The sequence below is a fragment of the Pseudomonas sp. GW821-FHT07E12 genome, from assembly GCF_058986605.1.
Genome location: NZ_JBYSVX010000001.1, coordinates 1 through 23,125, shown reverse-complemented (window position 1 = coordinate 23,125; position 23,125 = coordinate 1). Strand labels below are relative to the sequence as shown.

Sequence of the window (23,125 nt, the reverse complement as noted above, 5' to 3'; positions counted from 1 at the left end):
CTTGATGACGAATGGACGGGACTGACCGACCGCCGTCGCGATGCCCGTGACAGCCTGTGGTCCACGATCGAACAGGAGATGGACCGTCGCAGCCAATGGTCACAGAGCGGCTCTTACCCTTGCTCCCGCAACACCTCGATCAACTCGCGCAAACCTGGCGGCGTCTGCCGGTGACCGGGGTAGTAGAGGTGGAAGGCGGCTTCCATGGGCGCCCAGTCCGGCAGCACCACCTGTAGTTCGCCACGCTTGAGCGGTTCGCGCACGCGCTCTTCCAGGCAATAGGTGATGCCCGCGCCAGCCGTGGCGATTTCCACACCGAAGGTGGTCTCGTTCACGCACAACTGGCCGGGCACTTCGATGACTTTGCGCCGGCCGTCCTTCTCGAATTCCCAGGGGTAGATGGTCCCTTGCCCGGTGCGGATCTGGATGCAGTCGTGCGCTTTCAGGTCTTCGGGAACGTTGAGCGGCGCGCTGCGGTGCAGGTAGCGCGGCGAAGCGACGGCCACCCACTTCAGCGGCGGGCCGATCCGTACAGAGACGAAGTCCTCCGGCACGGTTCCGCCAAAGCGGATGCCGGCATCGAACCCTTCCTGCACGATGTCGACCATGCGGTCGTTCACCGCGACTTCGACGGCGACCTCGGGGTAGTTCTGCAGGAACCTGGGTAGGTGTTTGGCCAGCAGCAGGCGTGCGCCGTCCTGCAGCACGTTCAGGCGCAGCCGGCCCACGGGCCGGTCGCGATGCCGGTTCACTTCGGCCAGCGCACCGCCGATTTCCAGAAAGCCCACTTCCAGGCGTTTGGCAAGGTTGGCGCCCGCCTCTGTCGGCGACACGGTGCGGCTGGTCCGATTGAGCAGGCGCACGCCCAGCCGCGCCTCCAGGTTGCGGATGGCATGGCTCAGCGCCGAGGTGGTGATGCCCAGTTCCACCGCGGCCTGGGTGAAGCTGCACAGGCGATGCACCACCACGAAGGCGTTCAGGTCGGCCAGGTCGGCGCGGGACAGTTTGGCGGTGGGACGCACGGGCATGACGGCTCCGAATGGTTGAATCCAATTACAAGAACCATGCGATATGCCTCAATGATTCAGCATTGATCGCCACGTATTATTACAACTACTCAACAATCGACGGGAAATCCTGGCGCTGTGTTCCATCTCTACCTGCTGCTGTTCTTTGCGTACGTGGTCTGGCGTTTCGTCGTCCCGCTGCCGTGGCCCGTGGTCTGGCGCGTGCTACTGGCCGGCATGCTGTTGCTGGCCTCCAAGTACCACCTGATCCAGCAATGGGTGTTCGGCACCATGTTCTCGCCGGAGATGCCGCGTGCGCTGGTGATCCTGTGCGGCTGGCTGTTCTGCACGTTCGTGCTGCTGGTGTTGCTGGTGCTGCTGCTCGACGTGCTGCTGGCGGTGGCCTGGATCGCCCGGCGCGGGCACGCGCTTGCGCCGCGCCTGCGAACGCGCGCCCGCTATGTGGTCGGCGCAGCGGCACTGCTGCTGGCGGCGATCGGCGTGCACCAAGCGATCCAGGTGCCGGAGGTGCGCCGGGTCGAGCTGACGTTGCACGGACTGCCCCCCTCGCTCGACGGCTTGCGGGTAGTGCAGCTTTCCGACCTGCACATCAGTCGCCTGTTCGAGGCGCCATGGGTCGAGCAGGTGGTGGCGCGCACCAATGCGTTGAAACCAGGCCTCATCGTCATCACCGGCGACCTCATCGACGGCACGCCGCAGGCGCGGCACGACGACGTGCAGCCACTTGCCGGCCTGCATGCCCGCCACGGTGTGATCGCCGCGCTGGGTAACCATGAGTACTACTTCGACGCCCCGGCGTGGCAGACCGTGTTCGAACGGCTCGGTATCCGGGTGCTGGTCAACCAGCACGTGCGCATCGACACGCAGGGTGGTGAGCTGGTCGTCGCCGGCCTGGCCGATCCCGCTGCACGCTCGCACGGCCTGCAAGGCCCGGACCTGCAGCACGCGCTCGCTGGCGTGCCCCGCCAGCGCCCCACGATCCTGCTGACCCACCGCCCCATCGACACCACCGTGCATGCCGAAGCCGGCGTGGACCTGCAACTGGCCGGGCACACCCACGGCGGCATGGTGCGTGGATTCGACCGGCTGGTGGTGTATCCGTACAACGACGGCTTCGTCTCCGGCCTGTACCGCGTGGGCGGCATGCAGGTGTACGTCAGCAACGGCAGCGGGCTGTGGAACGGCTTTCCGATCCGGCTCGGTGTGCCGGCCGAGATCACCGAGTTCGTGCTGAAACCCGCTTCCCCCTGATCCACGGAGACCTCCGCATGCACCCCGCCCTGCGCAAGAATGGCGTGGCCGTCATCACCGGCGCCGCCGCTGGCATCGGCCATGCCATCGCCCATCGTCTGGCCAGCGAAGGCATGAAGCTGGTGCTGCTCGACCGCGACGCCCACGCGCTCGCCCAATCCGTGGCGCGACTGGAAGCGGCGTTCCCGCAACTCGCACTGCACGACATCGCCGGCGATGTCACGACCACGACCACCATCGAAGCCGCGCACCAGGCCGCGCTGGCGCTGGGCGAGGTCAGCCTGCTGGTCAACAACGCAGCCGTCATCGAACGCAGCGGGCCATGGGAGCGGCCCTCGCAGTGGCGCCAGCTCATGGAGATCAACTTCTGGGCCGTGCTGGCGCTGCAGCAGCGCTTCGTGCCGACGCTGCTCGCGCAGTCTTCGGCCAGCGCGATCGTCAATCTCGGTTCCAAGGAAGGCATCACCACGCCGCCGGGCAACGCCGCCTATTCGGTATCGAAAGCAGCCATAAGGGTGCTGACCGAGCAGTTGGCCCACGAACTGCGCGAGCGGGCGCAAGCGCACGTCAGCGCCCATCTGCTGATCCCCGGCTACACCTTCACGCCGATGAACTTCCCCGATACTCAACACGATTCGCCCAAGCCGCACGCACCGTGGAGTGCGGCACAGGTGGCCGAGCGTCTGATCGAAGGCATGAATGCGGACGCGTTCTACATCTTCTGCCAGGACAACGAGGTCAGCCGCGAGGTGGACCAACGCCGCATGCAGTGGGCGATGGACGACCTGATCCACAACCGCCCGGCGCTGTCGCGCTGGCACCCGGACTGGCGCGACAAGTTCGCAGCGTTCGTGCGCGGCGTGTGAGACATCCACCGTGAGCCGGAATGCGACAGCCACGCGTCCGCAATCCACAGCCAGCGGCACGAACAGCAAACAGATCCCCATATCAGGTTCTTTTCCTTCCCCGCCCACGGAGGCCACCGAGCAGGTCGTGTCGGCTCCGCATGGCGTGTTCGTCGCCATCCTGACGCTCGCCCTGGGGGGCCTGTTCATCGGCACCGGCGAGTTCGCTTCGATGAGCTTGTTGCCTGGAATGGCGGCGAGCACCGGCGTGTCCATCCCCGTCGCCGGCGGCTACATCAGCGCCTACGCGCTGGGGGTGGTCATCGGTGCTCCGCTCATCGCTGCGTTGGGCGTGCGTTGGTCGCGCAAGGCATTGCTGTTGGCGCTGATGGCCTTGGTCATCCTCGGCTATGCCGCCAGCGCCCTGGCCTGGAACAACCCCAGTCTGTTGCTAGCCCGCGTCGTGGCCGGGCTGCCGCACGGTGCCTACTATGGTGTGGCCGCACTCATAGCAGCCGTCATGGTTCCCGCCCGCCGCCGCGCGCAAGCCATTGGCCATGTGATGCTGGGGCTGGCCGCGGCAAACGTGGTGGGCGTTCCCATCGCCACCTGGTTGGGCCAGGCGATGGGATGGCGCGTCGCCTTCGCCGCGGTCGCTCTGGGAGGAGCTGCAACCGCCGTCCTGATCGCGTGGTTCGTGCCCAATGTCGCCCCGGTCGCGGGTGCCAGCGCCCGCACCGAACTGGCAGGCCTGAGATCGCCGCAGGTGTGACTGACGCTGGGGATCGCCTCCATCGGCTTCGGCGGCATGTTCGCCGTCTACAGTTACATCACGCCTACGCTCACCGAGGTCTCCGGGCTGCGCCTGGAGAGCGTACCGATGGCCCTGGTGACCTGGGGCCTTGGCATGGTCGTCGGCAACGTCGTGGGGGGCTGGCTGGCCGATCGCGCGCTGGTCCCGGCCATCTTCGCCATGCTGCTATGGAACGTGGTGTTCCTGGCCCTGTTCTCCATCACCGCGGACTCCCCCGTCGGGGCCGTGCTGACGCTCTTCCTGATCGGCAATGGATTTGCCCTGGTGCCCGCCCTGCAAAGCCGCTTGATGCACATCGCGGGCAACGCCCAGACACTGGCTGCGGCGCTCAATCACAGCGCATTCAACCTGGCCAATGCACTGGGCGCCACGCTGGGCGGACTGGCGATCGCCCATGGCCTCGGCTGGGCTTCGACCGGCTGGGTCGGCGGCCTGCTGGCGCTGGGGGGACTGGTCTTGATGGCACTGGCGATCATTCCGACCACGAAACAACGTACCCGCTACGCCGATCAGCGCCCACGGCCACGCATTGAGACGTGACCGTGCTTCACCACCGCCCGCGCACTCAGCCCTCGTTCGGCCGCGCTGGCGTTGCCAGCATCCAATGGTCGTCCAACTCCGGCCCACCGCCCCGGTTACCGCTGCCGGCGACGACGTGGATCGTGTCGTTGACCACCACCGCCTGCATGCCATGACGCCCAACCGGCATCGCCGGCAGGCTCGTCCACGATCGGTCGCGCGGGTCGTAGGCTTCGACCTCGGCATGCGCGGCCTCCTGCCGGCCGCTTTCGCCGCCCAGCACTACGATGCGGCCGTCGAGCACGACCACAGAGACGCCGGAGCGCGGCGTTGGGATCGACTGCTCGGCCGTCGTCCAGCGCTGCTTGGCAACATCGTAGATATCCATAGGGTCCAGATGCAGACCGAACAGCCCACCGTCCTCGTGCCCGCTCAGGCGCCCGCCGACCGCGTAGATCTTTCCGTCCAGCACAGCGGCGTGGAAGTGGTCACGCGCGCGCGGCGCATCCGGCAGCGGCGTCCACGTGCCGGTTTGCGGATCGAACGCATCCAGCCACGGCACGAACCCGGCGCGATGGCCCAGCCGGTTGCCGCCCGCCAGATAGAACACCCCGTCGTGCACGACCAGCCCGCCGCCGCCCCGGCGCCTGTCCGGCGGCAACGCGGGGCCCTCACTCCAACGGTCGCTGGCCGGGTCGTAGATCAGCACGCGCGGCACCACGTCTTCCTGTGGCCACGGCCCGGTAAGCGCGCCGATCACGTAAATGCGGCCATCCAGCACCGCCGCCTGCGTATGGTGGATTTCCATCGGCGCCGCCGCACCCTGGCGCCATTCGCCGCTGGCGATGTCGAAGATGTCCAGCGGCCGCTGGCCACGACCGCCGATCAGGAACAACTTGCCATCCACCACAGCTGCCGCGCTCTCATGACGCGCCATGGGTTGGCCGGAAGCGCGCGGGGCCATGGACCAGGCGGCACGCGTGGGCGCGTCCGCCTCAAGCGTGGATGCCCCGGTCACGACCGGACTGGCAAGCGCCGCCGGTGCCAGCGCGGCGGCCATCCACAATGCGAATCCGCAAACATGCTTCATACGATTCCTCCGTGTCATCGAACTCGAAGTGTCAGGTATGACACAGGGCCCAGCGTCGATCAACGCGATCGCCATGCCTCATGCAGCACACGCATCAGCCGGCAATGGCGACTACAAGAAGAAACCCAGGCCTATCTACTACTCATCGACCCAGCCGTGGTCCAGCCGGGTGCAGCGATGTTCCATTCGCCCATGATGACGCTGCTTCACCTGGGTGACCGGCCTACTCGCTTCGAACTGGAGGCCGAGGAACTCACCATGTGAACTGCAGTGACCACGATGCTTCGTCGGGAACTCGATCACCCCGAGCTCGACGCGCTGTCCGCCGCGATGGTCCACTCACTCCTCTCCTGCCTCATGCTCAACATGAGCAGGGCCATCGCGAGAAGAGCCACGGTGCCAACCGTACAGACCTTGTTGTTCCGTCGTTTCCAACAAGAACTAGAAGAACTGATCTACACGCGTCCATTTGGCGTCAGCAAGCCATCGGGCGATCATGTCGCCAAAGTTCTTGGCGGCGGTCAGCGGCGCTTCTCGCGCTGCTTTTCGTGCGCCGGAGACTTGCCCTGGGCGACGACACGCTTGGCATCGAGCAGCTTTTCACGAGCCAAAGCCAGATTGCGCAGTGCTGCGTCGGTGAGCATCGAGGTTTTTCCTCCAGTTCTTGACGGCTTTTACCGTCAGGGGCCTGGAGACCTGCTGATGCCCGAAAAGCCACATAAACACAGCGTATCGGGAGGATTTTTACCGTCAAAGACCGATTTGGTCCGGATAGTAAACGGGAGGGTCTTAATCCGGCCTCCGGTTCTTACCTCCGGTTCTTACCGCCACTTTTACCGCCAACCTGTTTCGCTGGCCGGCGATAGTCACCGATAGTTGTCGCGACGTATTTTATTTTAAATCAACACGTTACGACAGTTTTTCGATAGCTGGCGATAGTCCCCGAAGGACGTCTTTTCACTCCCACTCGATCGTCGCAGGCGGCTTGCCGCTGATGTCGTAGACCACACGCGAGACGCCGCGCAGTTCGTTGATGATCCGGTTGGACACGGTGCCGAGGAAGTCGTACGGCAGGTGTGCCCAATGCGCGGTCATGAAGTCGATCGTCTCGACCGCACGCAGCGCGATGACCCACTCGTAGGCACGTGCGTCACCGACCACGCCAACCGACTTGACTGGCAGGAACACCGCGAATGCCTGGCTGGTCTTGTCGTACAGATCAGCCTTGCGCAGTTCGTCGATGAAGATCGCGTCGGCCTTGGCCAGCAGCTCGGCGTACTCGGGCTTCACTTCGCCGAGGATCCGCACGCCCAGGCCCGGGCCCGGGAACGGGTGGCGGTAGACCATCGTGCGCGGCAGGCCGAGTTCGACGCCGAGGCGGCGCACTTCGTCCTTGAACAACTCGCGCAGCGGCTCGACCAGACCCAGCTTCATGTGCTCGGGCAGGCCACCGACGTTGTGGTGGCTCTTGATGACGTGCGCCTTGCCGGTCTTGCTGCCGGCCGACTCAATCACGTCCGGGTAGATCGTGCCCTGCGCCAGCCACTTGGCATTGCTGAGCTTGTTGGATTCCTCGTCGAAGATATCGACGAACAGATTGCCGATGATCTTGCGCTTGGCTTCCGGGTCGGCCACGCCTTCCAGCGCCTTGAAGTAGCGGTCGGCCGCGTTGACCCGAACCACCTTCACGCCCATGTGCTCGGCGAACATCGCCATCACCTGGTCGCCCTCCTGCCAACGCAGCAGGCCGGTGTCGACGAACACGCAGGTCAGCTTGTCGCCGATCGCCTTGTGCAGCAGCGCGGCCACCACCGAGGAATCGACACCGCCGGACAAGCCGAGGATCACCTCGTCGCCACCGACCTGCTCGCGCACGCGTGCGATCTGGTCCTCGATGATGTTGGCGGCCGTCCACAAGGTCTGGCAGCCGCAGACGTCGACCACGAAACGGCGCAGCAGCGCCTGGCCCTGCAGGGTGTGGGTGACTTCCGGGTGGAACTGCACGCCGTACCAGCGCTTGTCCTCGTTGGACATCGCCGCAACCGGGATGCGGTCGGTAGTCGCCGTGATGGTGAAGCCCGGCGGCGCCTTGGAGACGTGATCGCCATGGCTCATCCACACGTTCAGACGCGGCGCGCCGCCGTGGTCGCTCAAGCCCTTGAACAGCGCATCGGCAGCGACGACATTGACCTCGGCATGACCGAACTCACGCTGGTCCGCCGCCTCGGTCGCACCACCCAACTGCGCGGCCAGGGTCTGCATGCCGTAGCAGATGCCGAAGATCGGCAGCCCACTGTCGAACACTTCCTGCGGCGCCGCCGGTGCGCCCGGCAGCGTGGTCGATTCCGGACCACCGGACAGGATGATGCCCTTGGCCCCGAACTTCTCGATCTCGGCCGGATCGTGGTCCCAGGCCCAGATTTCGCAATACACGCCGATCTCGCGGATGCGGCGCGCGATCAGCTGCGTGTACTGCGCGCCGAAATCGAGGATGAGGATCTTGTCGTTGTGGATGCTGGTCATCAAGCCGGGAATCGAGAATGGGGAAACGGGAATGGATAAAGCATCAGTACTGGGGGTTCATCGATTCCCGATTCCCGACTCCCCATTCCCGGACGGGCCTCAGCCCATCCGGTAATTCGGCGGTTCCTTGGTGATCTGCACGTCGTGGACGTGGCTCTCGCGCTGGCCGGCGCCGGTGATCTTCACGAACTTCGGCTTCTGGCGCATGTCTTCGATGGTCGCGCAACCGACGTAACCCATCGTCGCGCGCAGGCCACCCACGAGCTGGTGGACGATGCCGCCGACCGAGCCGCGGTACGGCACGCGTCCCTCGATGCCTTCCGGCACCAGCTTGTCGGCGTCGGAGGCATCCTGGAAATAACGGTCCTTGGAGCCCTTCTCCATCGCCGCCAGCGAGCCCATGCCGCGGTAGCTCTTGTAGCTGCGGCCCTGGAACAGTTCGACTTCACCCGGGGCTTCCTCGGTGCCGGCGAACAGGCCGCCGATCATCACCGTGGAAGCACCCGCGACCAGCGCCTTGCCGATGTCGCCCGAGTAGCGGATGCCACCGTCGGCGATCAGCGGGATGCGGTCCTGCAGCGCCTCGGCGACCATGTCGACCGCGGTGATCTGCGGCACGCCCACGCCCGCGACCACGCGCGTGGTGCAGATCGAACCCGGGCCCACGCCGACCTTGACCGCGTCGGCACCAGCGTCCATCAGCGCCAGCGCGGCGTCGCCGGTGACGATGTTGCCGCCGATCACCTGCAACTGCGGGAAGTTCTTCTTGACCCAGGCCACGCGCTCGATCACGCCCTGCGAGTGACCGTGCGCGGTATCCACGATCACCACGTCCACACCGGCCGCAGCCAGCGCTTCGACGCGTCGCTCGGTATCGCCACCCACGCCGACCGCGGCACCGACCAGCAGGCGGGTCGCGAGATCCTTGGCGGCATTCGGGTAGTCGGACTTCTTCTGGATGTCCTTGACCGTGATCAACCCGCGCAGCTCGAACGCATCATTGACCACCAGCACCTTCTCGATGCGGTTCCTGTGCAGCAGTTGCAGCACTTCGTTCGCTTCGGCGCCTTCCTTGACCGTGATCAGGCGATCCTTCTTGGTCATAATGTGGCGGACCGGATCATCCAGCTCGGTCTCGAAGCGCATGTCGCGATGGGTCACGATGCCGACCAACTGGCCGCCATCGACCACCGGCACGCCGGAGATGTTGCGGGCGCGGGTCAGCGCCAGCACGTCTCGGATCGAGGTTTCCGGGTTCACGGTGATCGGGTCGCGGATCACGCCCGACTCGTACTTCTTGACCGTGGCCACTTCCGCCGCCTGCTGCTCGACGGTCAGGTTCTTGTGGATGATGCCGATCCCGCCCAGCTGCGCCATCGCGATCGCGAGGCGGGCTTCGGTCACCGTATCCATCGCCGCGGAGACGATCGGCAGCTTGAGCCGGAGATCGCGCGTCAGCCGTGTTTCCAGGCTGACGTCCTTGGGCAGGACGGTCGAGTGGGCGGGGACGAGCGAAACGTCGTCGTACGTGAGAGCTTCAGCCTGGATGCGCAGCATCGGCGGTCCCGGGAGTTTTGGGGAAGCGCGACATTTTACCCTGAAACGCGCCGCGACGACACCGGGACAATCGGTCGCAGGTGCAATGCAGCGTTACGCCGCCGCCACGCGCCTGCTGTTCAGCCAGCGGCCTCCGCTGCTTCGATCGTGTTCTGCATCAACGTGGCGACCGTCATCGGCCCTACCCCGCCCGGCACCGGCGTGATCCAGCTCGCGCGCGCCGCCGCTGCCTCGAAACCAACGTCGCCGACCAGCCGACCATCCTCCAGGCGGTTGATGCCCACATCGATCACCACCGCGCCCGGCTTGACCCACTCGCCGGGGACCAACCCCGGCCGGCCTACCGCCACCACCAGAATGTCGGCATTGCGCACGTTCGCTTCCAGTACCTGCGGCGGTGTGAATTTGTGGCAGCTGGTCACCGTGCAGCCGGCAATCAACAGCTCCAGCCCCATCGGCCGGCCGACATGGTTGCTGACGCCGACGATGGTGGCGTTGCGACCACGCACCGGCTGGTCGGTATGGCTGAGCAAGGTCACGATGCCGCGCGGCGTGCACGGGCGCAGGCCGAACTCGCGCAGCGCCAGATGGCCGACGTTCTGCGGATGGAAACCATCCACGTCCTTGCGCGGATCGATGCGCTGGATCAGCCGGTTGGCATCGGGAATGCCCGGCAGCGGCAGCTGGATCAGGATGCCGTGGATCTTGGGATCGGCGTTCAGCCGGTCGATCAGCGCTGCCAGCTCGGATTCACTGGTGCCCTCCGGCAGGTCATAGTCAAACGCCTCGATGCCGACCTTCTCGGCCGCACGGCGCTTGTTGCGCACGTACACCGACGAAGCCGGATCACCGCCGACCAGCACCACTGCCAGTCCCGGCCGCGCCTTGCCTGCCGCGACCCGCGCGTCCACGCGCACCTTCAACTCGTCGAGCAGTTCCTCGGCGATACGGCGTCCATCGAGGATGCGGGCAGAAGACGAAGCGGCGGATACGTCGGCGGTCATCGGGCGGCGGCCAGGAAACGGGCTGCCTATTCTCCCCGATTCCGCCATGGCCGACACCACCGCAAGCATGAAAACCCCGCACTACTGCACCGAAGGACCCACGGATACTGAAGAACCGCAGGGATGCGGTCGTCCCGCTATTCGTCGTCCCGCGAGGCCAGCGCATCGGGATTGAGGGTCCGGCCTTCCCGCTTGGGCGTGGTGAACGGCGTGGGCTTCGGTCCCGGCTGGTTGCCGTAGAGCATCGATGCGCCGGCCTTCAATCCACCGCCGGCCATTTCCAGCTCGAAACGCTCGGCATCGCGCTTGCGGATTTCGCGCGCGATGTTGGCAGCCTCGTCCTCGTCCACACCCAGCTCCATCAGCGCCGCCTGGCCAAACTCGACCGCCGATTCGAACGTCTCGCGAATCTGGTAATCGACCCCGGCATGAATCAGGCGCAGGGAATGTTCACGATCGTAAGAACGCACCAGCAGTCGCGCCTGCGGGAACTCGTGCCTGACCAGTTCGACGATGCGATCGGTCACCTCGCGGCGATCGATGCAGATCGCGATCGCCTGCGCCGTGGCGGCACCAGAGGCATGCAGCACGTCCAGCCGCGCGCCGTCGCCGTAGTAGATCTTGAAACCGAATTCGGCGGCGCTGCGGATCATCTCGATATCGGTGTCGATGATGGTGACGTCGACATTGCGTGCCAACAGCGACTGGCTGGCGACCTGGCCGAAGCGCCCGAAGCCGATGATCAACACCCGACCACGCTGCCCCTCGACCCGCTCTATGCCTTCCATCGAAGGTTCAAGCTCGGGCGTCAAGCGGCCCAGCAGCAGCACGAACAACGGCGTCAACGCCATCGAAAGCACTACGATCGCGGTGAGGCTCGCACCTATGTGCGCGTCGATGACGCTCGCGGCGGCGGCGGCCGAGAACAACACGAATGCGAATTCGCCACCCTGCGCCATCAGCACGCCGCGATCCAGCGCCTCGCGGCGGTCACTGCCAGTGAGGCGCGCGATCACATAGATGCAGACCGCCTTGCCAACCATCAGTGCCAGCACGCCGAGCAGGATCCGCAGCCAGTCGCCAGCGACGACCGACAGGTCCAGCGTCATGCCGACGCCCAGGAAGAACAGGCCCAGCAGGATGCCGCGGAACGGCTCGATGTCGGCCTCGATCTGGTGGCGGAACGTCGATTCGGACAGCAGCACGCCGGCGAGGAAGGCGCCCATCGCCATCGACAACCCACCCAACTGCATCACCAGCGCCGCACCCAGCACCACCAGCAATGCGGCGGCGGTCATCACCTCGCGCGCCTGCGCCTGCGCCAGCAGCCGGAACAGCGGATTCAGCAACCAACGTCCGGCGGCGATCAATCCGGCGATGCAGCCCGCACCGATCAGGATCGAACGCCAGCGATGCGACTCGGCCGCCACACCCTCCATCGGCGCCATCACCGCCACCACCGCCAGCAGCGGCACGATCAGCAGATCCTCGAACAGCAGGATCGAGACGATCTTCTGTCCGGACGGCAGCGCGACATCGCCACGCTCGGACAGCAATTGCATGACCACCGCAGTCGAGGTCAGCACAAAGCCGAACGCCGCAATGAACGCGACCGGCAGATCGAAACCCAGCAGCATCGCGATCCCGGTCAGCACTGCGCCACAGGTCGCGATCTGCAGGGTGCCCAGACCGAAGATCTCGCCGCGCAGGCTCCACAGATGCGATGGCCGCATCTCCAGCCCGATCACGAACAGGAACATCACCACGCCAAGCTCGGCCACATGCAGGATCGACTGCGGATCCTGGAACCAGCCAAGTCCGAACGGCCCGATCGCCAGACCGGCAGCGAGATAACCCAGCACCGAGCCCAATCCCAGCCGACGGAACAGCGGGATGGCCACCACCGCCGCGCCAAGCAGGGCCACGACACTGGTGAGGTTGCTGGTTTCCGCGGGAGTCGTCATGGACGGATTCTAGCGGGTCCGTCCTCCCGAAAACGCCGAAGGCGGACCGGAGTCCGCCTTCGACATGCCTTCACCCGCTTGATCGGCAATCAGCCGAGTTCGGCCAAGGCCTTGCGCATCAAGTCCTGCGCCGCCGCACTCAGTTTCTCGTGCTCCAGCGCGTACTGGATGGTCGCTTCGATCAGTCCCAGGTGGGTACCGCAGTCGAAGCGCGTACCTTCGAAACGATAGGCGTTGACCGACTCCAGCTTCAGCAGCGCGGCAATCGCATCGGTCAGCTGGATCTCGCCGCCCGCACCAGGCGCAGTCTGCTCCAGCAACTCGAAGATCTTCGGGCTCAGCACGTAACGACCGACCACGGCCAGATTGCTCGGCGCAACCTCGGGCTTGGGCTTCTCGACGATCGCCGTGATGCGGCCCTGGCGTCCATCGAAGGCCTCGGTCGCGACGATGCCATAGCTGGCGGTCTTGTCGTGCGGCACATCCTGGACGGAAATCATGCTTGCGCCGGTTGCCTCCGCGGCGTCGGCCATCTGCTTCAGCGCACCGTCGCCGCGGTTCCAGATCAGGTCATCCGGCAGCAACACAGCGAAGGGCTCGTCGCCGATCACCGGCTTCGCACACAACACCGCGTGCCCCAACCCGAGCGCCTCGGCCTGGGTCACGAAGATCGCACGGACACCTTCCGGCAGTACGTGCCTGACCAGTTCCAACTGCTCATGCTTGCCGGCACGCTCGAGCTTCTGCTCCAGCTCGTAGGCCTTGTCGAAATAGTCGGCAACCGAATGCTTGTAGCGGTTGGTCACGAACACCAGCGTGTCGCAACCGGCCTGGATCGCCTCGTCCACGGCGTACTGGATCAGAGGCTTGTCGATGATCGGCAGCATCTCCTTGGGAACGGTCTTGGTTGCCGGCAGGAACCGGGTGCCAAGCCCCGCCACGGGAAAAACCGCCTTACGAATACGCTTGCTCATCAAATTCTTCTGACCTCTCGTGCGGGGAAGGGAACAACCGTATCGGAGCGCCTGTCACTCTCGTGGCGGGCAGAGGAGAAAGCGGGCATCAAACCGCCCAGGACCGCCTCCATGGCCGCCGTATCATAACGATCGACGGCGTCACGCAGTCTGGACACTTGCTGAAGCACCTGCTCCTGCGGGAACGCCCGCACATCCGCTTCGAGGATCTTCGGATGTGCAGTCGGCCGATAGTTCTCGTCGGCATAGAACAATGTCTCGTGCAGCTTTTCCCCTGGCCGCAGCCCCGTATACACGATCGCGATGTCCTTGCCCGGCTGCTTGCCGGTAAGCCGGATCATCTGCTCGGCCAGCAACCGGATCGGCACCGGTTCGCCCATGTCGAGCGTGTAGATCGCACCATGCGAGGCCGATGCCGCCGCCTGGACGATGAGCTGGCACGCCTCTGGAATCGTCATGAAGTAGCGCGTCACATCCGGATGCGTGACCGTGACCGGCCCACCTCGACGGATCTGCTCGCGGAACAGCGGCACGACGCTGCCGGCCGAATCCAGTACGTTGCCAAACCGCACCGTGACGAAGCGCGTGGCGGCATCGCGTGCATCCAGGCTCTGGCAGACCATTTCCGCGTAGCGCTTGGTCGCCCCGAGCACATTGACCGGCTCCACCGCCTTGTCGGTGGAAATGAAGACGAACGTCTCGATTCCGGCCTGATAGCAGGCACGTGCAACATTCTCGGTGGCGAGCACGTTGTTACGCACCGCCTCGCGCAGTTGCTCCTCGAGCAACGGCACCTGCTTGTAGGCGGCGGCATGGAATACCGCGTCGGTGCTCGCGCGCCCCAGCGCGTAACGGACCACGGCGGGATCACCACAGTCGCCGAGCACCCTGACCACTTCGACATCCGGGAAAAGCCGGCGCAGATCCGAGTCGATCGTCAGCAGCGCCAGTTCGTCCATCTCCAGCAGCACGATCCGGCTCGCTCCATGGCGCGCACACTGCCGGCACACCTCGGACCCGATCGAACCACCGGCCCCCGTCACCATGACGGTCTTGCCCGTCAGCCAGGCGCGGATCAGCTTCCAGTCCGGCGTCACCGGCTTGCGGTTGAGCAGATCGTCGATGGCGACCTCGCGCAACTCGCCGGGCAGCGACCTGCCTTCCAGCACGTTGATCAGCTTCGGCACCATCCTGAAGGGCAGCCCGGTGCTTTCGCACAGCCCGACCACGCGCTGCATGCCGGGTGCATCCATGGATGGAATCGCAATCACCAGCAGCTTGGCCGCCGTCTCCTTTGCGATCGATCCGATCTGATCCAGATTGCCGAGCACGGTCAGGCCCTGGATCTTGGCGCCGCGCAGATGCGGGGCATCGTCCAGATAACCCACCGGAAAGAAGGCGCCAGTGCGACGCAGATCACGTACCAGCGCTTCGGCGGCACGTCCTGCACCGAGGATCAGGACGCGTTGGCTCGTCTCGACCGAATGGGTGACCTGATAGTCCTTCCATGCCCGGTACAACAAGCGCGGCGTTCCCAGCAGCGCAGAGAGCGCGATGGGATAGACCACCAGTACCGACATCGGCACGCCGTTGAAGCGATCGAAGGACAGTGCGACCAGGATCGCAACCAAGCCGAGGAAACTCGCCTTGAAGATGTTCCAGAGGTCGGGAACGCTGGCGAAACGCCATAGCCCGCGATACAGACCGACCCGCCAGAACACCAGTCCCTGTGCGATCAGCACCACCGCCACGCGCCAGTCCCACAGCGGCAGGCCGGGCGATTCCCGGAGCATCGAATAACGGCCGGCATGCAGCAATTGCCAGCAGATCCACACCATCAGCAGATCATGGGCGACCACTGCCACTTTCGGCATGACACTTGCGAATTTGTCGCGCCAAGACGTCATCAAACGTTCCATCAAGGACTACGTAATCCCTTACGAAGAAAAAACCAGATCGTCACGGCGAAGGCTACCCAAGCACCCGTCGCCAGTAACACGAAAGAACGCTGCGTTGCACCAAGCGCCAAGAATAGGACAAGCGCGCACACACTGAAACAGCCGTACCCTAACGTAACCCAACTGTGCGTCCGCAATCTGCGGGCCAGTGCCTGGTAGACATGCTGGGTATGGGGTTCCCACCAGCGCTGGCGGCCGAGCATGCGAGCAACGAGCGTGAAGCCCGCGTCGACAAGAAAGGCCGTCAGCGGTATCCACGCCCACCACCATTCCGCGCTGTTCTCCAGCACCGTGCATGCCATCAGCGCAGCCAACACGTACCCGAGCGAACCGCTGCCGCCATCCCCCATGAAGATGCGGGCCCGGGGAAAGTTGAACGGCAAGAACCCCAGGCAGGCGCCCACCAGTGCCACGGCGATCCAAGTAATAGGAGGCGGCAACACCAGCGCGAAGGCGATCGCGGCCAGCAAAGCCTGCGTTGCGGCCAGTCCGTTGATCCCGTCCATGAAATTCCAGACGTTGATCAGCACCACGCAGGAGGCTGCCGCGAACAGCCCCTCAAGGGGCGCCGCACCGGAGCGATACATCAGCCACCCCAGCCAGGCCGAGGCGAGCACATGCACCACCAGTCGGACTGATGCGGACAAAGGGTGATGGTCGTCCCACCAGCCGATGCCCGCGACCACGACAAGGCCCGCAGAGAATCCAAGCAGCAGGAACCGGTACGCAGGGAAAAACCATGCCGCCAGCACCGCGGCTACCAAGACGACTACCACGATGGCCATACCGCCACCGCGCGGGGTTACCTCGGTATGGCTTCGGCGTTGCCCCGGCTGGTCCAGCAACCCTTTCGCAAGCGCGTACCGCCGAAGCAACCAGGTCCCGGCCAACGCCCCAAGGAAAGGAAGCGCCAACCACCCGATCCAACCCATCATCAACACGCCCTACACCACCGCGTAGTTCAGCAGCGGCTTGACCGTGCCCCACTCCTTGCAGCTCGGGCATTGCCAGTGATGGGTTCTGGCACCGAAGCCACAACGCGTGCAGCGATAGCTCGGGTTGCGCACCAGCAACTGGTCGGTGATGTGCTTGAGGTCGTGCAGGGTTGCGGTCGGATCGGCATCCGCAGCCAGGGTCAGGTCGATCAGCGCGGACTCGCCACGCACCGACGGCCGGTCCTTCAGCTGCCCGCCCAGGTAGGTTCGTGCGCTTCCGGGACCTTCTTGTGACTCCATCAGCTGGGCCAGCGCCAGCACCGGCGCGATTCCACGATAGTGCTCGGTCATTTCCGACAGGAAGTTGCGCGCTCCGGCGATGTCACCCACATGCCGATAGGCAGCGAGCAGACTGGGAATGATCTCCGGCAGATACTCCGGATCGTGGCGCGCGGCGCGCTCCCAGGCACGCACGGCGGCCTCGTCACGCCCCATGTCGGCCTCGATCCGCCCTTCGAGGATGCCTGCCCGCACCGAGGTAGCATCGGCCTGGTACGCACGCGATACCGCCTGCAGGGCCAGATCCGGCTTGCCCGCGCCACGATAGCGGTCGGCCAGCTCGCATTCGAACTGGGAGATCAGCTTGCCCATCGGCTCGCCGGTGACCTGCTCGTAACGGGTGGCGTTGTCGATCGCCTTTTCCCAGTCGCGTTCGGCCTGGTAGATGCTGATCAGGTGCTTGAGCGCCTGCGGCGCGCGCTGGTCAATCTGCGCCAGTTCGGTGAACACCGTCTCCGCGCGATCCAGCAGGCCGGATTTCATGTAGTCCTCGCCCAGCGCGAGCAATGCCTGGACGCGCTGCTGGTCGGTCAGGTCCGAGCGCTGCACCAGCCCCTGATGCAGACGGATCGCCCGGTCGACTTCGCCACGGCGACGGAACAGATGGCCGAGCGCGACCTGGGTTTCAAAGGTTTCCTTGTCCAGCTCGGCGATATGCAGGAACAGCTCGATCGCCTTGTCCGGCTGTTCGTTGAGCAGGTAGTTCAGACCGCGGAAATAAGTACTGGAAAGACGGCTGACCTGAGTATCGCCATGCCGCTGTCCTCCCCTGCGCCCGATCACCCAACCGCTCAACGCAGCCAGGGGCAGAAAAAGGAAGAACCAGAACCACTCGGTCAGAAAATCCATAGCGTGTCAGATGCCGTTGCTGGGGCTTGGAATGTTGGACTGCAAGGAAGCGGATACGGCCTTGCTGGCGAGCTGCTTGTTCGCCGTACGCAACCTGGAATAGAGCGGCAGGCACACGCCTACCAATGTCAGCAGTACGCCCACGACCAGACCTACGAAGGAAGTGAGGACGATGACCGAACCCAACTTCATCGTAAAGCTGGTGACGAGAAGATCGATGATCACTTCGCCATTGTTGACGGCGCCGATGACCAGGCCCGCCAACAGCGCGACGAGCAACAACACAAGCATCAGGACCCAGCGAAAAGCCTTCATTGGCTCGACTCCTTTCGGGGAGCAGTTAGCTTAACCGAGCCGAGGCTCCCTCATTCGCCGGAGTCGGCCACATCCACCGGGACCACCGAGCTGACGCGCTCGCGCAGCTCCTTGCCCGGCTTGAAGTGAGGAACATGCTTGCCCGGCAGCGCTACCGACTCGCCGGTCTTGGGATTGCGACCCAGCCGAGGCGGGCGATAGTGCAGCGAGAAACTGCCAAACCCGCGGATCTCGATGCGATCCCCGCTGGCCAGCGACTCCCCCATCATCTCCAGCAGTGACTTGACCGCAAGATCGACGTCATCCGACTTCAGATGCGCTTGGCGTCTTGCCAGGATTTCGATCAGTTCGGACTTGGTCATGGGGCAGAGAATCGATATTGACTTGGCACATCCGGAATCGGCCCGGGATTACCCGGGCCGATCCAGTGACACGATGACAATCGTGCCGGCGCTTACTCGGACTTGTTACCGTTCAGCTGTGCACGCAGCAGCGCGCCCAGCTGGGTGGTGCCGCCCGAAGCGGACTGGTATTCCTCCAGCACTTCACGCATCTCGGCATCGTCCTTGGCCTTGATCGACAGCTGCAGGGTACGACCCTTGCGATCCATGCCGACGAACTTGGCTTCGATCTTGTCGCCGACCTTCAGGTGCTGGGTGGCGTCGTCCACGCGCTCGTTGGCGATGTCGCGAGCCGAGACGTAGCCTTCGATACCGTCGGCCAGCTCGATCACGGCGCCCTTGGCGTCGACTTCCTTCACCACGCCTTCGACCTTGGAGCCCTTCGGATTGGCCGCCATGTACTGGCCGAACGGATCCTGCTCAAGCTGCTTGACGCCCAGCGAGATGCGCTCGCGCTCCGGATCGACGGCCAGTACGACCGCGTCCAGGGTGTCGCCCTTCTTGAAGTTGCGGACCACGTCTTCGCCGGTGGTGTTCCAGCTGATGTCCGACAGGTGCACCAGGCCATCGATACCGCCATCCAGGCCGATGAAGATGCCGAAGTCGGTGATCGACTTGATCTGGCCCGACACGCGGTCGTTCTTCTTGTGGGTCGCAGCAAAGGTTTCCCACGGGTTGGCCATGACCTGCTTCATGCCCAGCGAGATGCGGCGACGCTCCTCGTCGACGTCCAGGACCATGACTTCAACCTCGTCACCGACCTGCACGACCTTGGACGGGTTGACGTTCTTGTTGGTCCAATCCATCTCGGACACGTGCACCAGACCTTCGACGCCCGGCTCGATCTCGACGAACGCGCCGTAATCGGTGACGTTGGAGACCTTGCCGAACACGCGGCTGTTGGCCGGGTAACGACGCGAGATGTTGTCCCACGGATCCTCGCCCAGCTGCTTCAGGCCCAGCGAAACGCGGTTGCGCTCGCGGTCGAACTTCAGCACGCGGACATCCAGCTCGTCGCCGACGTTGACGACTTCGGACGGATGGCGCACGCGCTTCCAGGCCATGTCGGTGATGTGCAGCAGGCCGTCGATGCCACCCAGGTCCACGAACGCGCCGTAGTCGGTCAGGTTCTTGACGACGCCCTTCAGCACCGCGCCCTCGACCAACTTGTCCAGCAGCTGCTCGCGCTCTTCCGAATGCTCGCTCTCGACCACCGCACGGCGGGAGACGACCACGTTGTTGCGCTTGCGGTCCAGCTTGATGAGCTTGAACTCAAGCTCCTTGCCTTCCAGGTAGGCCGGGTCGCGCACCGGGCGCACATCCACCAGCGAACCAGGCAGGAACGCGCGGACATCCTTGATGTCCACGGTGAAACCACCCTTGACCTTGCCGCTGATGCGGCCGGTGATGGTCTCGTTCTTCTCCAACGCTTCTTCCAGCTCGTCCCACACCATCGCGCGCTTGGCCTTCTCGCGCGACAACACGGTTTCGCCGAAGCCGTTCTCGATGGAATCGAGGGCAACCTTGACCAGGTCGCCTTCGGCGACGTCGATCTCGCCAGCGTCGTTACGGAACTGCTCGATCGGCACGATGCCTTCGGACTTCAGGCCCGCATTGATCACCACCACATCGCCGCGGACTTCCACGACAACACCGGTGACGATGGCGCCCGGCTTCAGCTTCGCCAGGTTGGCTTGGCTGGCTTCGAACAGTTCGGCAAAAGATTCGGTCATTTGAAATTACTCGGTTGAACACACAGGCGATCGCTCAGTCGTTCTGAACGCGAACCGCCCGCCCTGGTTAGTCGACCCCGTACCGCAGGCCGTGTGTGAATTGGGAAAAACCGCCGCACACCATGCGCGACGGAGCCTTTACTGCTAACGATTCATTGCAACAGGGTCGAAACCCTGCCTGCCATGCGATGAGACGGCGCAACCCTCAGGAAACAGGCAGCAATCCAACCACGCGCCCGACGACTTCCTCGATGTCCATGCCGGTGGTGTCGATGAGAACGGCGTCTTCGGCCGGCCTCAACGGCGCGACCGCGCGTTGGGCATCCCGGGCGTCGCGAGCCATGACCTCGCGCAGCAGGTCGTCAAATATAACCGAAACACCCTTTTCCATCAACTGCTTATGTCGCCTGCCGGCACGCTCCTCGGCACTGGCGGTCAGAAACACCTTGTGGGCGGCATCCGGAAAGATCACCGTCCCCATGTCACGCCCGTCGGCGACCAGGCCCGGCAGGCGCCGGAACGAGCGCTGGCGCTCCTTGAGTGCCGCCCGGACCTCAGGAATCGCCGCGATCGCCGAAGCCAGGGCCCCGGTCGTCTCCAGCCTCAGCTCGTCGGTGGCGTCCACCCCGTTGACCACGACCCGCAGGCCACCATCCTCACGCTCGATGAACTCCACATGGGTGTCGAAGGTGCAGCGAACCAGCGCCGCGGCGTCGGACACATCGATATCGGCCCAGCTCGCCGCGACCCCGACCGCCCGGTAGAGCGCCCCGGAATCCAGGTAGTGCCAGCCCAGCCGAGCTGCGACAATGCGACTGACCGTCCCCTTGCCGGCCCCTGACGGGCCATCGATAGTGAGCACGGGAACAGATGCGTTCATGGGACTTCCTGAAGGGGTGAAGTCGCCATTGTAAGCGCCGCCCTTCGCCGATCGGCGCAATCACTTGAAAAGCCAAGAGAAAGCAAAGTAGAATAGCCGGCTTACTGCGGGATCGGCGCCATGTGGAAGTGCCGGCATCCCCTTCCCGAATCCACGTATACGCCGAGGTGTGTCATGAAAGTCCTGTCCTCCCTGAAGTCGGCGAAGACCCGTCACCGCGACTGCAAGGTGGTCCGCCGCCGCGGCAAGGTTTTCGTGATCTGCAAGTCGAACCCGCGCTTCAAGGCCCGCCAGCGCTAAGCCGGCGGCTCTCGAAACAGCGAGACCCGAAAGAACCGCCCTTGGGCGGTTTTTTCGTTTTCCCGATCACAGTTTGCCTGCCGGATGGGCATGCCGCCCTTTCGGCCCAGCCTCATCGGGCCGCAACGGCGGCTTTTTGTCTCCGTTTTTTGCTGTAATCGCGCTGATGCGAATCCCTCGCAGATGCCCGCACCTCCGTGTGCGGGGATTCAATGATTGATCCACTGGGGAGTAGATGATCATGAACCGCCGTTTTCTTGTTCTACCGTTGCTGGCCCTCGTCACCTTCGCCTCAACGGCGGGGGCTGAGACGCTGTTGATCGACCGCGTCAAGGAAAAGCCCGCGCAGGTGCTGCCCCTGCGCGGCCAGAGCATGGTCCAGGTGCAGTCGCGCTTCGGCGAGCCGTCGCAGAAGCTTGAGCCACGCGGCGGCCAGAAGCAGCAGTGGCCGACCATCAACCGCTGGGTGTATCCCGCGTTCACCGTCTATTTCGAGAAACAGCGTGTGGTTGATGTAGTCGCCAACCAGGCCGGTGCCGATGAGATCGGCCCCAAGACGCTGTAATGCGAGTCCCTCGCAAGAGCCCGCACATCCATGTGCGGGGATTTGAACATGCGAGTCCCTCGCAGGAGCCCGCGCATCCATGTGCGGGGATTTGAATGAACAGCCCGGGTTTTGGTTCGGGCGCGATCCGAGTATCACGCTGCAATGACTGACAGTTTTCGTTTTCCTGCGGAGTGGGAAGCCCAGTCCGCCGTCCTGATCGCCTGGCCGCACGCCGATACCGACTGGGCCGAGCGACTGGGCGAGGTCGAGGAAACCTACGTCGCGCTGGTCGCGGCGATCACCCGCTTCGAGCCGGTGCTGATCTGCGTGGCCGACGAGGACCTGCAGATCTATGCCGAGGCACGGCTGCGTTCGGCGCGGGTGGAGATGGAGCGGGTCCGGTTCGTCGCGGCTGCGTACAACGACACCTGGTTGCGTGACTCCGGCCCGATCACGCTGAAGCGTGCCGACAGCGGCTTCCGCCTGCTGGATTTCCGCTTCACCGGCTGGGGCGGCAAGTTCGAGGCGAACCTGGACGACCAGTTGGTCGGCGTGCTCGATGCGGCACAGGTCTTCGCCGGATACGAGGTGCGAAGCATCGACTTCGCGCTGGAAGGCGGCGCGATCGATACTGATGGTGCCGGTACCTTGCTGACCACCTGGCAATGCCTGCACGAGCGTCACCCGCAGCGCTCGCGCGAGTCGCTGAGCGCCGATCTGGCAAGTTGGCTGGCGCAGGACCGGGTGCTGTGGCTGGACCACGGCTACCTCGAAGGTGACGACACCGACGCGCACGTCGATACCCTCGCCCGCTTCGCATCGCCCGACAGCATCGTCTACCAGGCCTGCGACGACGCCTCCGACTCGCACCATGCCGAGCTGACCGCGATGGGCGGGGAACTGGCCGCGTTGCGCACCGCCGACGGCAAGCCGTACCGCCTGTTCCCGCTGCCGTGGGCGCAGCCGATCGTCGACGAGGGCCGTCGTCTGGCGGCCTCGTACGCCAACTTCCTGATCGTCAACGGTGCGGTGCTGATGCCGGCCTACGGCGATCCGGCCGACGAGGGCGCGCGTGCGGTGCTGGCGCAGGCCTTCCCGGATCGCGAGATCGTGCAGGTGCCGTGTCGTTCGCTGATCTGGCAGAACGGCAGTCTGCACTGCATCACCATGCAGTTGCCTGCGGGCCTGCTGATCACGATTTGATCTGTCCTTGTCTGCTCACCTGCAGGAGCGGGGGGGGGGGGGGGGGGGGGGGGGGGGGGGGGGGGGGGGGCGGGGGGGGGGGGGGGGGGGGGGGGG

The 23,125-nt window shown here is 64.7% G+C and carries 20 protein-coding genes and 1 pseudogene; 6 read left to right on the top strand and 15 right to left on the bottom strand.

The genetic code is table 11. The features are described 5' to 3' along the window. Positions 1-113 precede the first annotated feature (113 nt). On the bottom strand, positions 114-1,028 hold the full coding sequence (locus AC3WJE_RS00105; protein WP_493728740.1) for a LysR family transcriptional regulator: 915 nt from the start codon (positions 1,026-1,028) through the stop codon (positions 114-116). Positions 1,029-1,145: 117 nt separating this feature from the next. Here AC3WJE_RS00105 and AC3WJE_RS00100 point away from each other — a divergent pair, with 117 nt between their 5' ends. From AC3WJE_RS00100 to AC3WJE_RS00090, 3 genes and pseudogenes are all read left to right on the top strand, one after another. Continuing rightward, on the top strand, positions 1,146-2,279 hold the full coding sequence (locus AC3WJE_RS00100; RefSeq protein WP_493728739.1) for a metallophosphoesterase: 1,134 nt from the start codon (positions 1,146-1,148) through the stop codon (positions 2,277-2,279). A 17-nt stretch (positions 2,280-2,296) separates the two neighbouring features. Further along, positions 2,297-3,145 (top strand): SDR family NAD(P)-dependent oxidoreductase, encoded by an 849-nt coding sequence (locus tag AC3WJE_RS00095; protein ID WP_493728738.1) that lies wholly within the window; start codon positions 2,297-2,299, stop codon positions 3,143-3,145. 145 nt (positions 3,146-3,290) lie between these two features. Next, a pseudogene (locus AC3WJE_RS00090) lies at positions 3,291-4,478 on the top strand (MFS transporter). A 25-nt stretch (positions 4,479-4,503) separates the two neighbouring features. On the opposite strand, the gene AC3WJE_RS00085 reads toward AC3WJE_RS00090, so the two are convergent. The 14 genes from AC3WJE_RS00085 to cmk form a co-directional block, all read right to left on the bottom strand. Further along, complete coding sequence (locus AC3WJE_RS00085; protein ID WP_493728737.1) at positions 4,504-5,547, bottom strand: Kelch repeat-containing protein; 1,044 nt, start codon at positions 5,545-5,547, stop codon at positions 4,504-4,506. Between the two features lie 521 nt (positions 5,548-6,068). Continuing rightward, positions 6,069-6,191: a hypothetical protein gene (locus AC3WJE_RS00080; RefSeq protein WP_493728736.1), complete on the bottom strand. Its 123-nt coding sequence runs from the start codon at positions 6,189-6,191 to the stop codon at positions 6,069-6,071. A 313-nt stretch (positions 6,192-6,504) separates the two neighbouring features. Continuing rightward, the gene (guaA, locus tag AC3WJE_RS00075; RefSeq protein WP_493728735.1) at positions 6,505-8,073 is read right to left on the bottom strand and encodes a glutamine-hydrolyzing GMP synthase; all 1,569 of its coding nucleotides are present in this window, start codon (positions 8,071-8,073) and stop codon (positions 6,505-6,507) included. Positions 8,074-8,169: 96 nt separating this feature from the next. Next, entirely contained in the window at positions 8,170-9,627 is a 1,458-nt protein-coding gene (gene guaB, locus AC3WJE_RS00070) for an IMP dehydrogenase (protein WP_493728734.1), read from the bottom strand. Positions 9,628-9,746: 119 nt separating this feature from the next. Further along, entirely contained in the window at positions 9,747-10,631 is an 885-nt protein-coding gene (gene folD / locus AC3WJE_RS00065) for a bifunctional methylenetetrahydrofolate dehydrogenase/methenyltetrahydrofolate cyclohydrolase FolD (protein ID WP_493728733.1), read from the bottom strand. A 137-nt stretch (positions 10,632-10,768) separates the two neighbouring features. Continuing rightward, positions 10,769-12,595, bottom strand: a complete 1,827-nt coding sequence (locus AC3WJE_RS00060; RefSeq protein ID WP_493728732.1) for a monovalent cation:proton antiporter-2 (CPA2) family protein — start codon at positions 12,593-12,595, stop codon at positions 10,769-10,771. Positions 12,596-12,684: 89 nt separating this feature from the next. Next, a complete protein-coding gene (gene galU, locus AC3WJE_RS00055; RefSeq protein ID WP_493728731.1) occupies positions 12,685-13,569 on the bottom strand; it encodes a UTP--glucose-1-phosphate uridylyltransferase GalU in 885 nt (294 codons plus the stop codon). Next, the gene (locus tag AC3WJE_RS00050) at positions 13,569-15,443 is read right to left on the bottom strand and encodes a polysaccharide biosynthesis protein (protein ID WP_493728730.1); all 1,875 of its coding nucleotides are present in this window, start codon (positions 15,441-15,443) and stop codon (positions 13,569-13,571) included. The genes galU and AC3WJE_RS00050 overlap by 1 nt, the downstream gene beginning before the upstream one ends. A 44-nt stretch (positions 15,444-15,487) precedes the next feature. Beyond that, positions 15,488-16,312 (bottom strand): MraY family glycosyltransferase, encoded by an 825-nt coding sequence (locus AC3WJE_RS00045; protein ID WP_493728729.1) that lies wholly within the window; start codon positions 16,310-16,312, stop codon positions 15,488-15,490. 159 nt (positions 16,313-16,471) lie between these two features. Next, positions 16,472-17,650 carry a lipopolysaccharide assembly protein LapB gene (gene lapB / locus AC3WJE_RS00040; protein WP_493728728.1) on the bottom strand — a complete coding sequence of 393 codons (1,179 nt, stop codon included), beginning with the start codon at positions 17,648-17,650 and terminating at the stop codon, positions 16,472-16,474. Positions 17,651-17,656: 6 nt separating this feature from the next. Continuing rightward, the gene (locus AC3WJE_RS00035; RefSeq protein ID WP_493728727.1) at positions 17,657-17,965 is read right to left on the bottom strand and encodes a lipopolysaccharide assembly protein LapA domain-containing protein; all 309 of its coding nucleotides are present in this window, start codon (positions 17,963-17,965) and stop codon (positions 17,657-17,659) included. A 50-nt stretch (positions 17,966-18,015) separates the two neighbouring features. Then, on the bottom strand, positions 18,016-18,327 hold the full coding sequence (locus AC3WJE_RS00030; protein WP_493728726.1) for an integration host factor subunit beta: 312 nt from the start codon (positions 18,325-18,327) through the stop codon (positions 18,016-18,018). A gap of 92 nt (positions 18,328-18,419) precedes the next feature. Then, positions 18,420-20,099 carry a 30S ribosomal protein S1 gene (gene rpsA / locus AC3WJE_RS00025; RefSeq protein ID WP_493728725.1) on the bottom strand — a complete coding sequence of 560 codons (1,680 nt, stop codon included), beginning with the start codon at positions 20,097-20,099 and terminating at the stop codon, positions 18,420-18,422. A 205-nt stretch (positions 20,100-20,304) separates the two neighbouring features. Then, a complete protein-coding gene (cmk, locus tag AC3WJE_RS00020) occupies positions 20,305-20,979 on the bottom strand; it encodes a (d)CMP kinase (RefSeq protein WP_493728724.1) in 675 nt (224 codons plus the stop codon). A 174-nt stretch (positions 20,980-21,153) separates the two neighbouring features. On the opposite strand from cmk, the gene ykgO reads away from it, so the two are divergent. From ykgO to AC3WJE_RS00005, 3 genes are all read left to right on the top strand, one after another. Continuing rightward, positions 21,154-21,279, top strand: coding sequence for a type B 50S ribosomal protein L36 (gene ykgO / locus AC3WJE_RS00015; protein WP_005913193.1), 126 nt, complete (start codon positions 21,154-21,156; stop codon positions 21,277-21,279). Positions 21,280-21,520: 241 nt separating this feature from the next. Then, positions 21,521-21,844 carry a phosphodiesterase gene (locus AC3WJE_RS00010; protein ID WP_493728723.1) on the top strand — a complete coding sequence of 108 codons (324 nt, stop codon included), beginning with the start codon at positions 21,521-21,523 and terminating at the stop codon, positions 21,842-21,844. Between the two features lie 144 nt (positions 21,845-21,988). After that, positions 21,989-23,029 (top strand): agmatine deiminase family protein, encoded by a 1,041-nt coding sequence (locus AC3WJE_RS00005; RefSeq protein WP_493728722.1) that lies wholly within the window; start codon positions 21,989-21,991, stop codon positions 23,027-23,029. Positions 23,030-23,125 lie beyond the last annotated feature (96 nt).

Excerpts from the sequence above, each read along its gene's own strand:
- rpsA (WP_493728725.1), bottom strand. The coding sequence starts at position 20,099 with ATGACCGAATCTTTTGCCGAACTGTTCGAAGCCAGCCAAGCCAACCTG.
- ykgO (WP_005913193.1), top strand. The coding sequence starts at position 21,154 with ATGAAAGTCCTGTCCTCCCTGAAGTCGGCGAAGACCCGTCACCGCGAC.
- AC3WJE_RS00035 (WP_493728727.1), bottom strand. The coding sequence starts at position 17,965 with ATGAAGGCTTTTCGCTGGGTCCTGATGCTTGTGTTGTTGCTCGTCGCG.
- guaB (WP_493728734.1), bottom strand. The coding sequence starts at position 9,627 with ATGCTGCGCATCCAGGCTGAAGCTCTCACGTACGACGACGTTTCGCTC.
- AC3WJE_RS00085 (WP_493728737.1), bottom strand. The coding sequence starts at position 5,547 with ATGAAGCATGTTTGCGGATTCGCATTGTGGATGGCCGCCGCGCTGGCA.
- folD (WP_493728733.1), bottom strand. The coding sequence starts at position 10,631 with ATGACCGCCGACGTATCCGCCGCTTCGTCTTCTGCCCGCATCCTCGAT.
- AC3WJE_RS00005 (WP_493728722.1), top strand. The coding sequence starts at position 21,989 with ATGACTGACAGTTTTCGTTTTCCTGCGGAGTGGGAAGCCCAGTCCGCC.
- lapB (WP_493728728.1), bottom strand. The coding sequence starts at position 17,650 with ATGGATTTTCTGACCGAGTGGTTCTGGTTCTTCCTTTTTCTGCCCCTG.
- AC3WJE_RS00060 (WP_493728732.1), bottom strand. The coding sequence starts at position 12,595 with ATGACGACTCCCGCGGAAACCAGCAACCTCACCAGTGTCGTGGCCCTG.
- AC3WJE_RS00045 (WP_493728729.1), bottom strand. The coding sequence starts at position 16,312 with ATGGCCATCGTGGTAGTCGTCTTGGTAGCCGCGGTGCTGGCGGCATGG.
- AC3WJE_RS00080 (WP_493728736.1), bottom strand. The coding sequence starts at position 6,191 with ATGCTCACCGACGCAGCACTGCGCAATCTGGCTTTGGCTCGTGAAAAG.
- AC3WJE_RS00050 (WP_493728730.1), bottom strand. The coding sequence starts at position 15,443 with ATGCCGAAAGTGGCAGTGGTCGCCCATGATCTGCTGATGGTGTGGATC.
- AC3WJE_RS00010 (WP_493728723.1), top strand. The coding sequence starts at position 21,521 with ATGAACCGCCGTTTTCTTGTTCTACCGTTGCTGGCCCTCGTCACCTTC.
- AC3WJE_RS00095 (WP_493728738.1), top strand. The coding sequence starts at position 2,297 with ATGCACCCCGCCCTGCGCAAGAATGGCGTGGCCGTCATCACCGGCGCC.
- AC3WJE_RS00030 (WP_493728726.1), bottom strand. The coding sequence starts at position 18,327 with ATGACCAAGTCCGAACTGATCGAAATCCTGGCAAGACGCCAAGCGCAT.
- AC3WJE_RS00105 (WP_493728740.1), bottom strand. The coding sequence starts at position 1,028 with ATGCCCGTGCGTCCCACCGCCAAACTGTCCCGCGCCGACCTGGCCGAC.
- cmk (WP_493728724.1), bottom strand. The coding sequence starts at position 20,979 with ATGAACGCATCTGTTCCCGTGCTCACTATCGATGGCCCGTCAGGGGCC.
- galU (WP_493728731.1), bottom strand. The coding sequence starts at position 13,569 with ATGAGCAAGCGTATTCGTAAGGCGGTTTTTCCCGTGGCGGGGCTTGGC.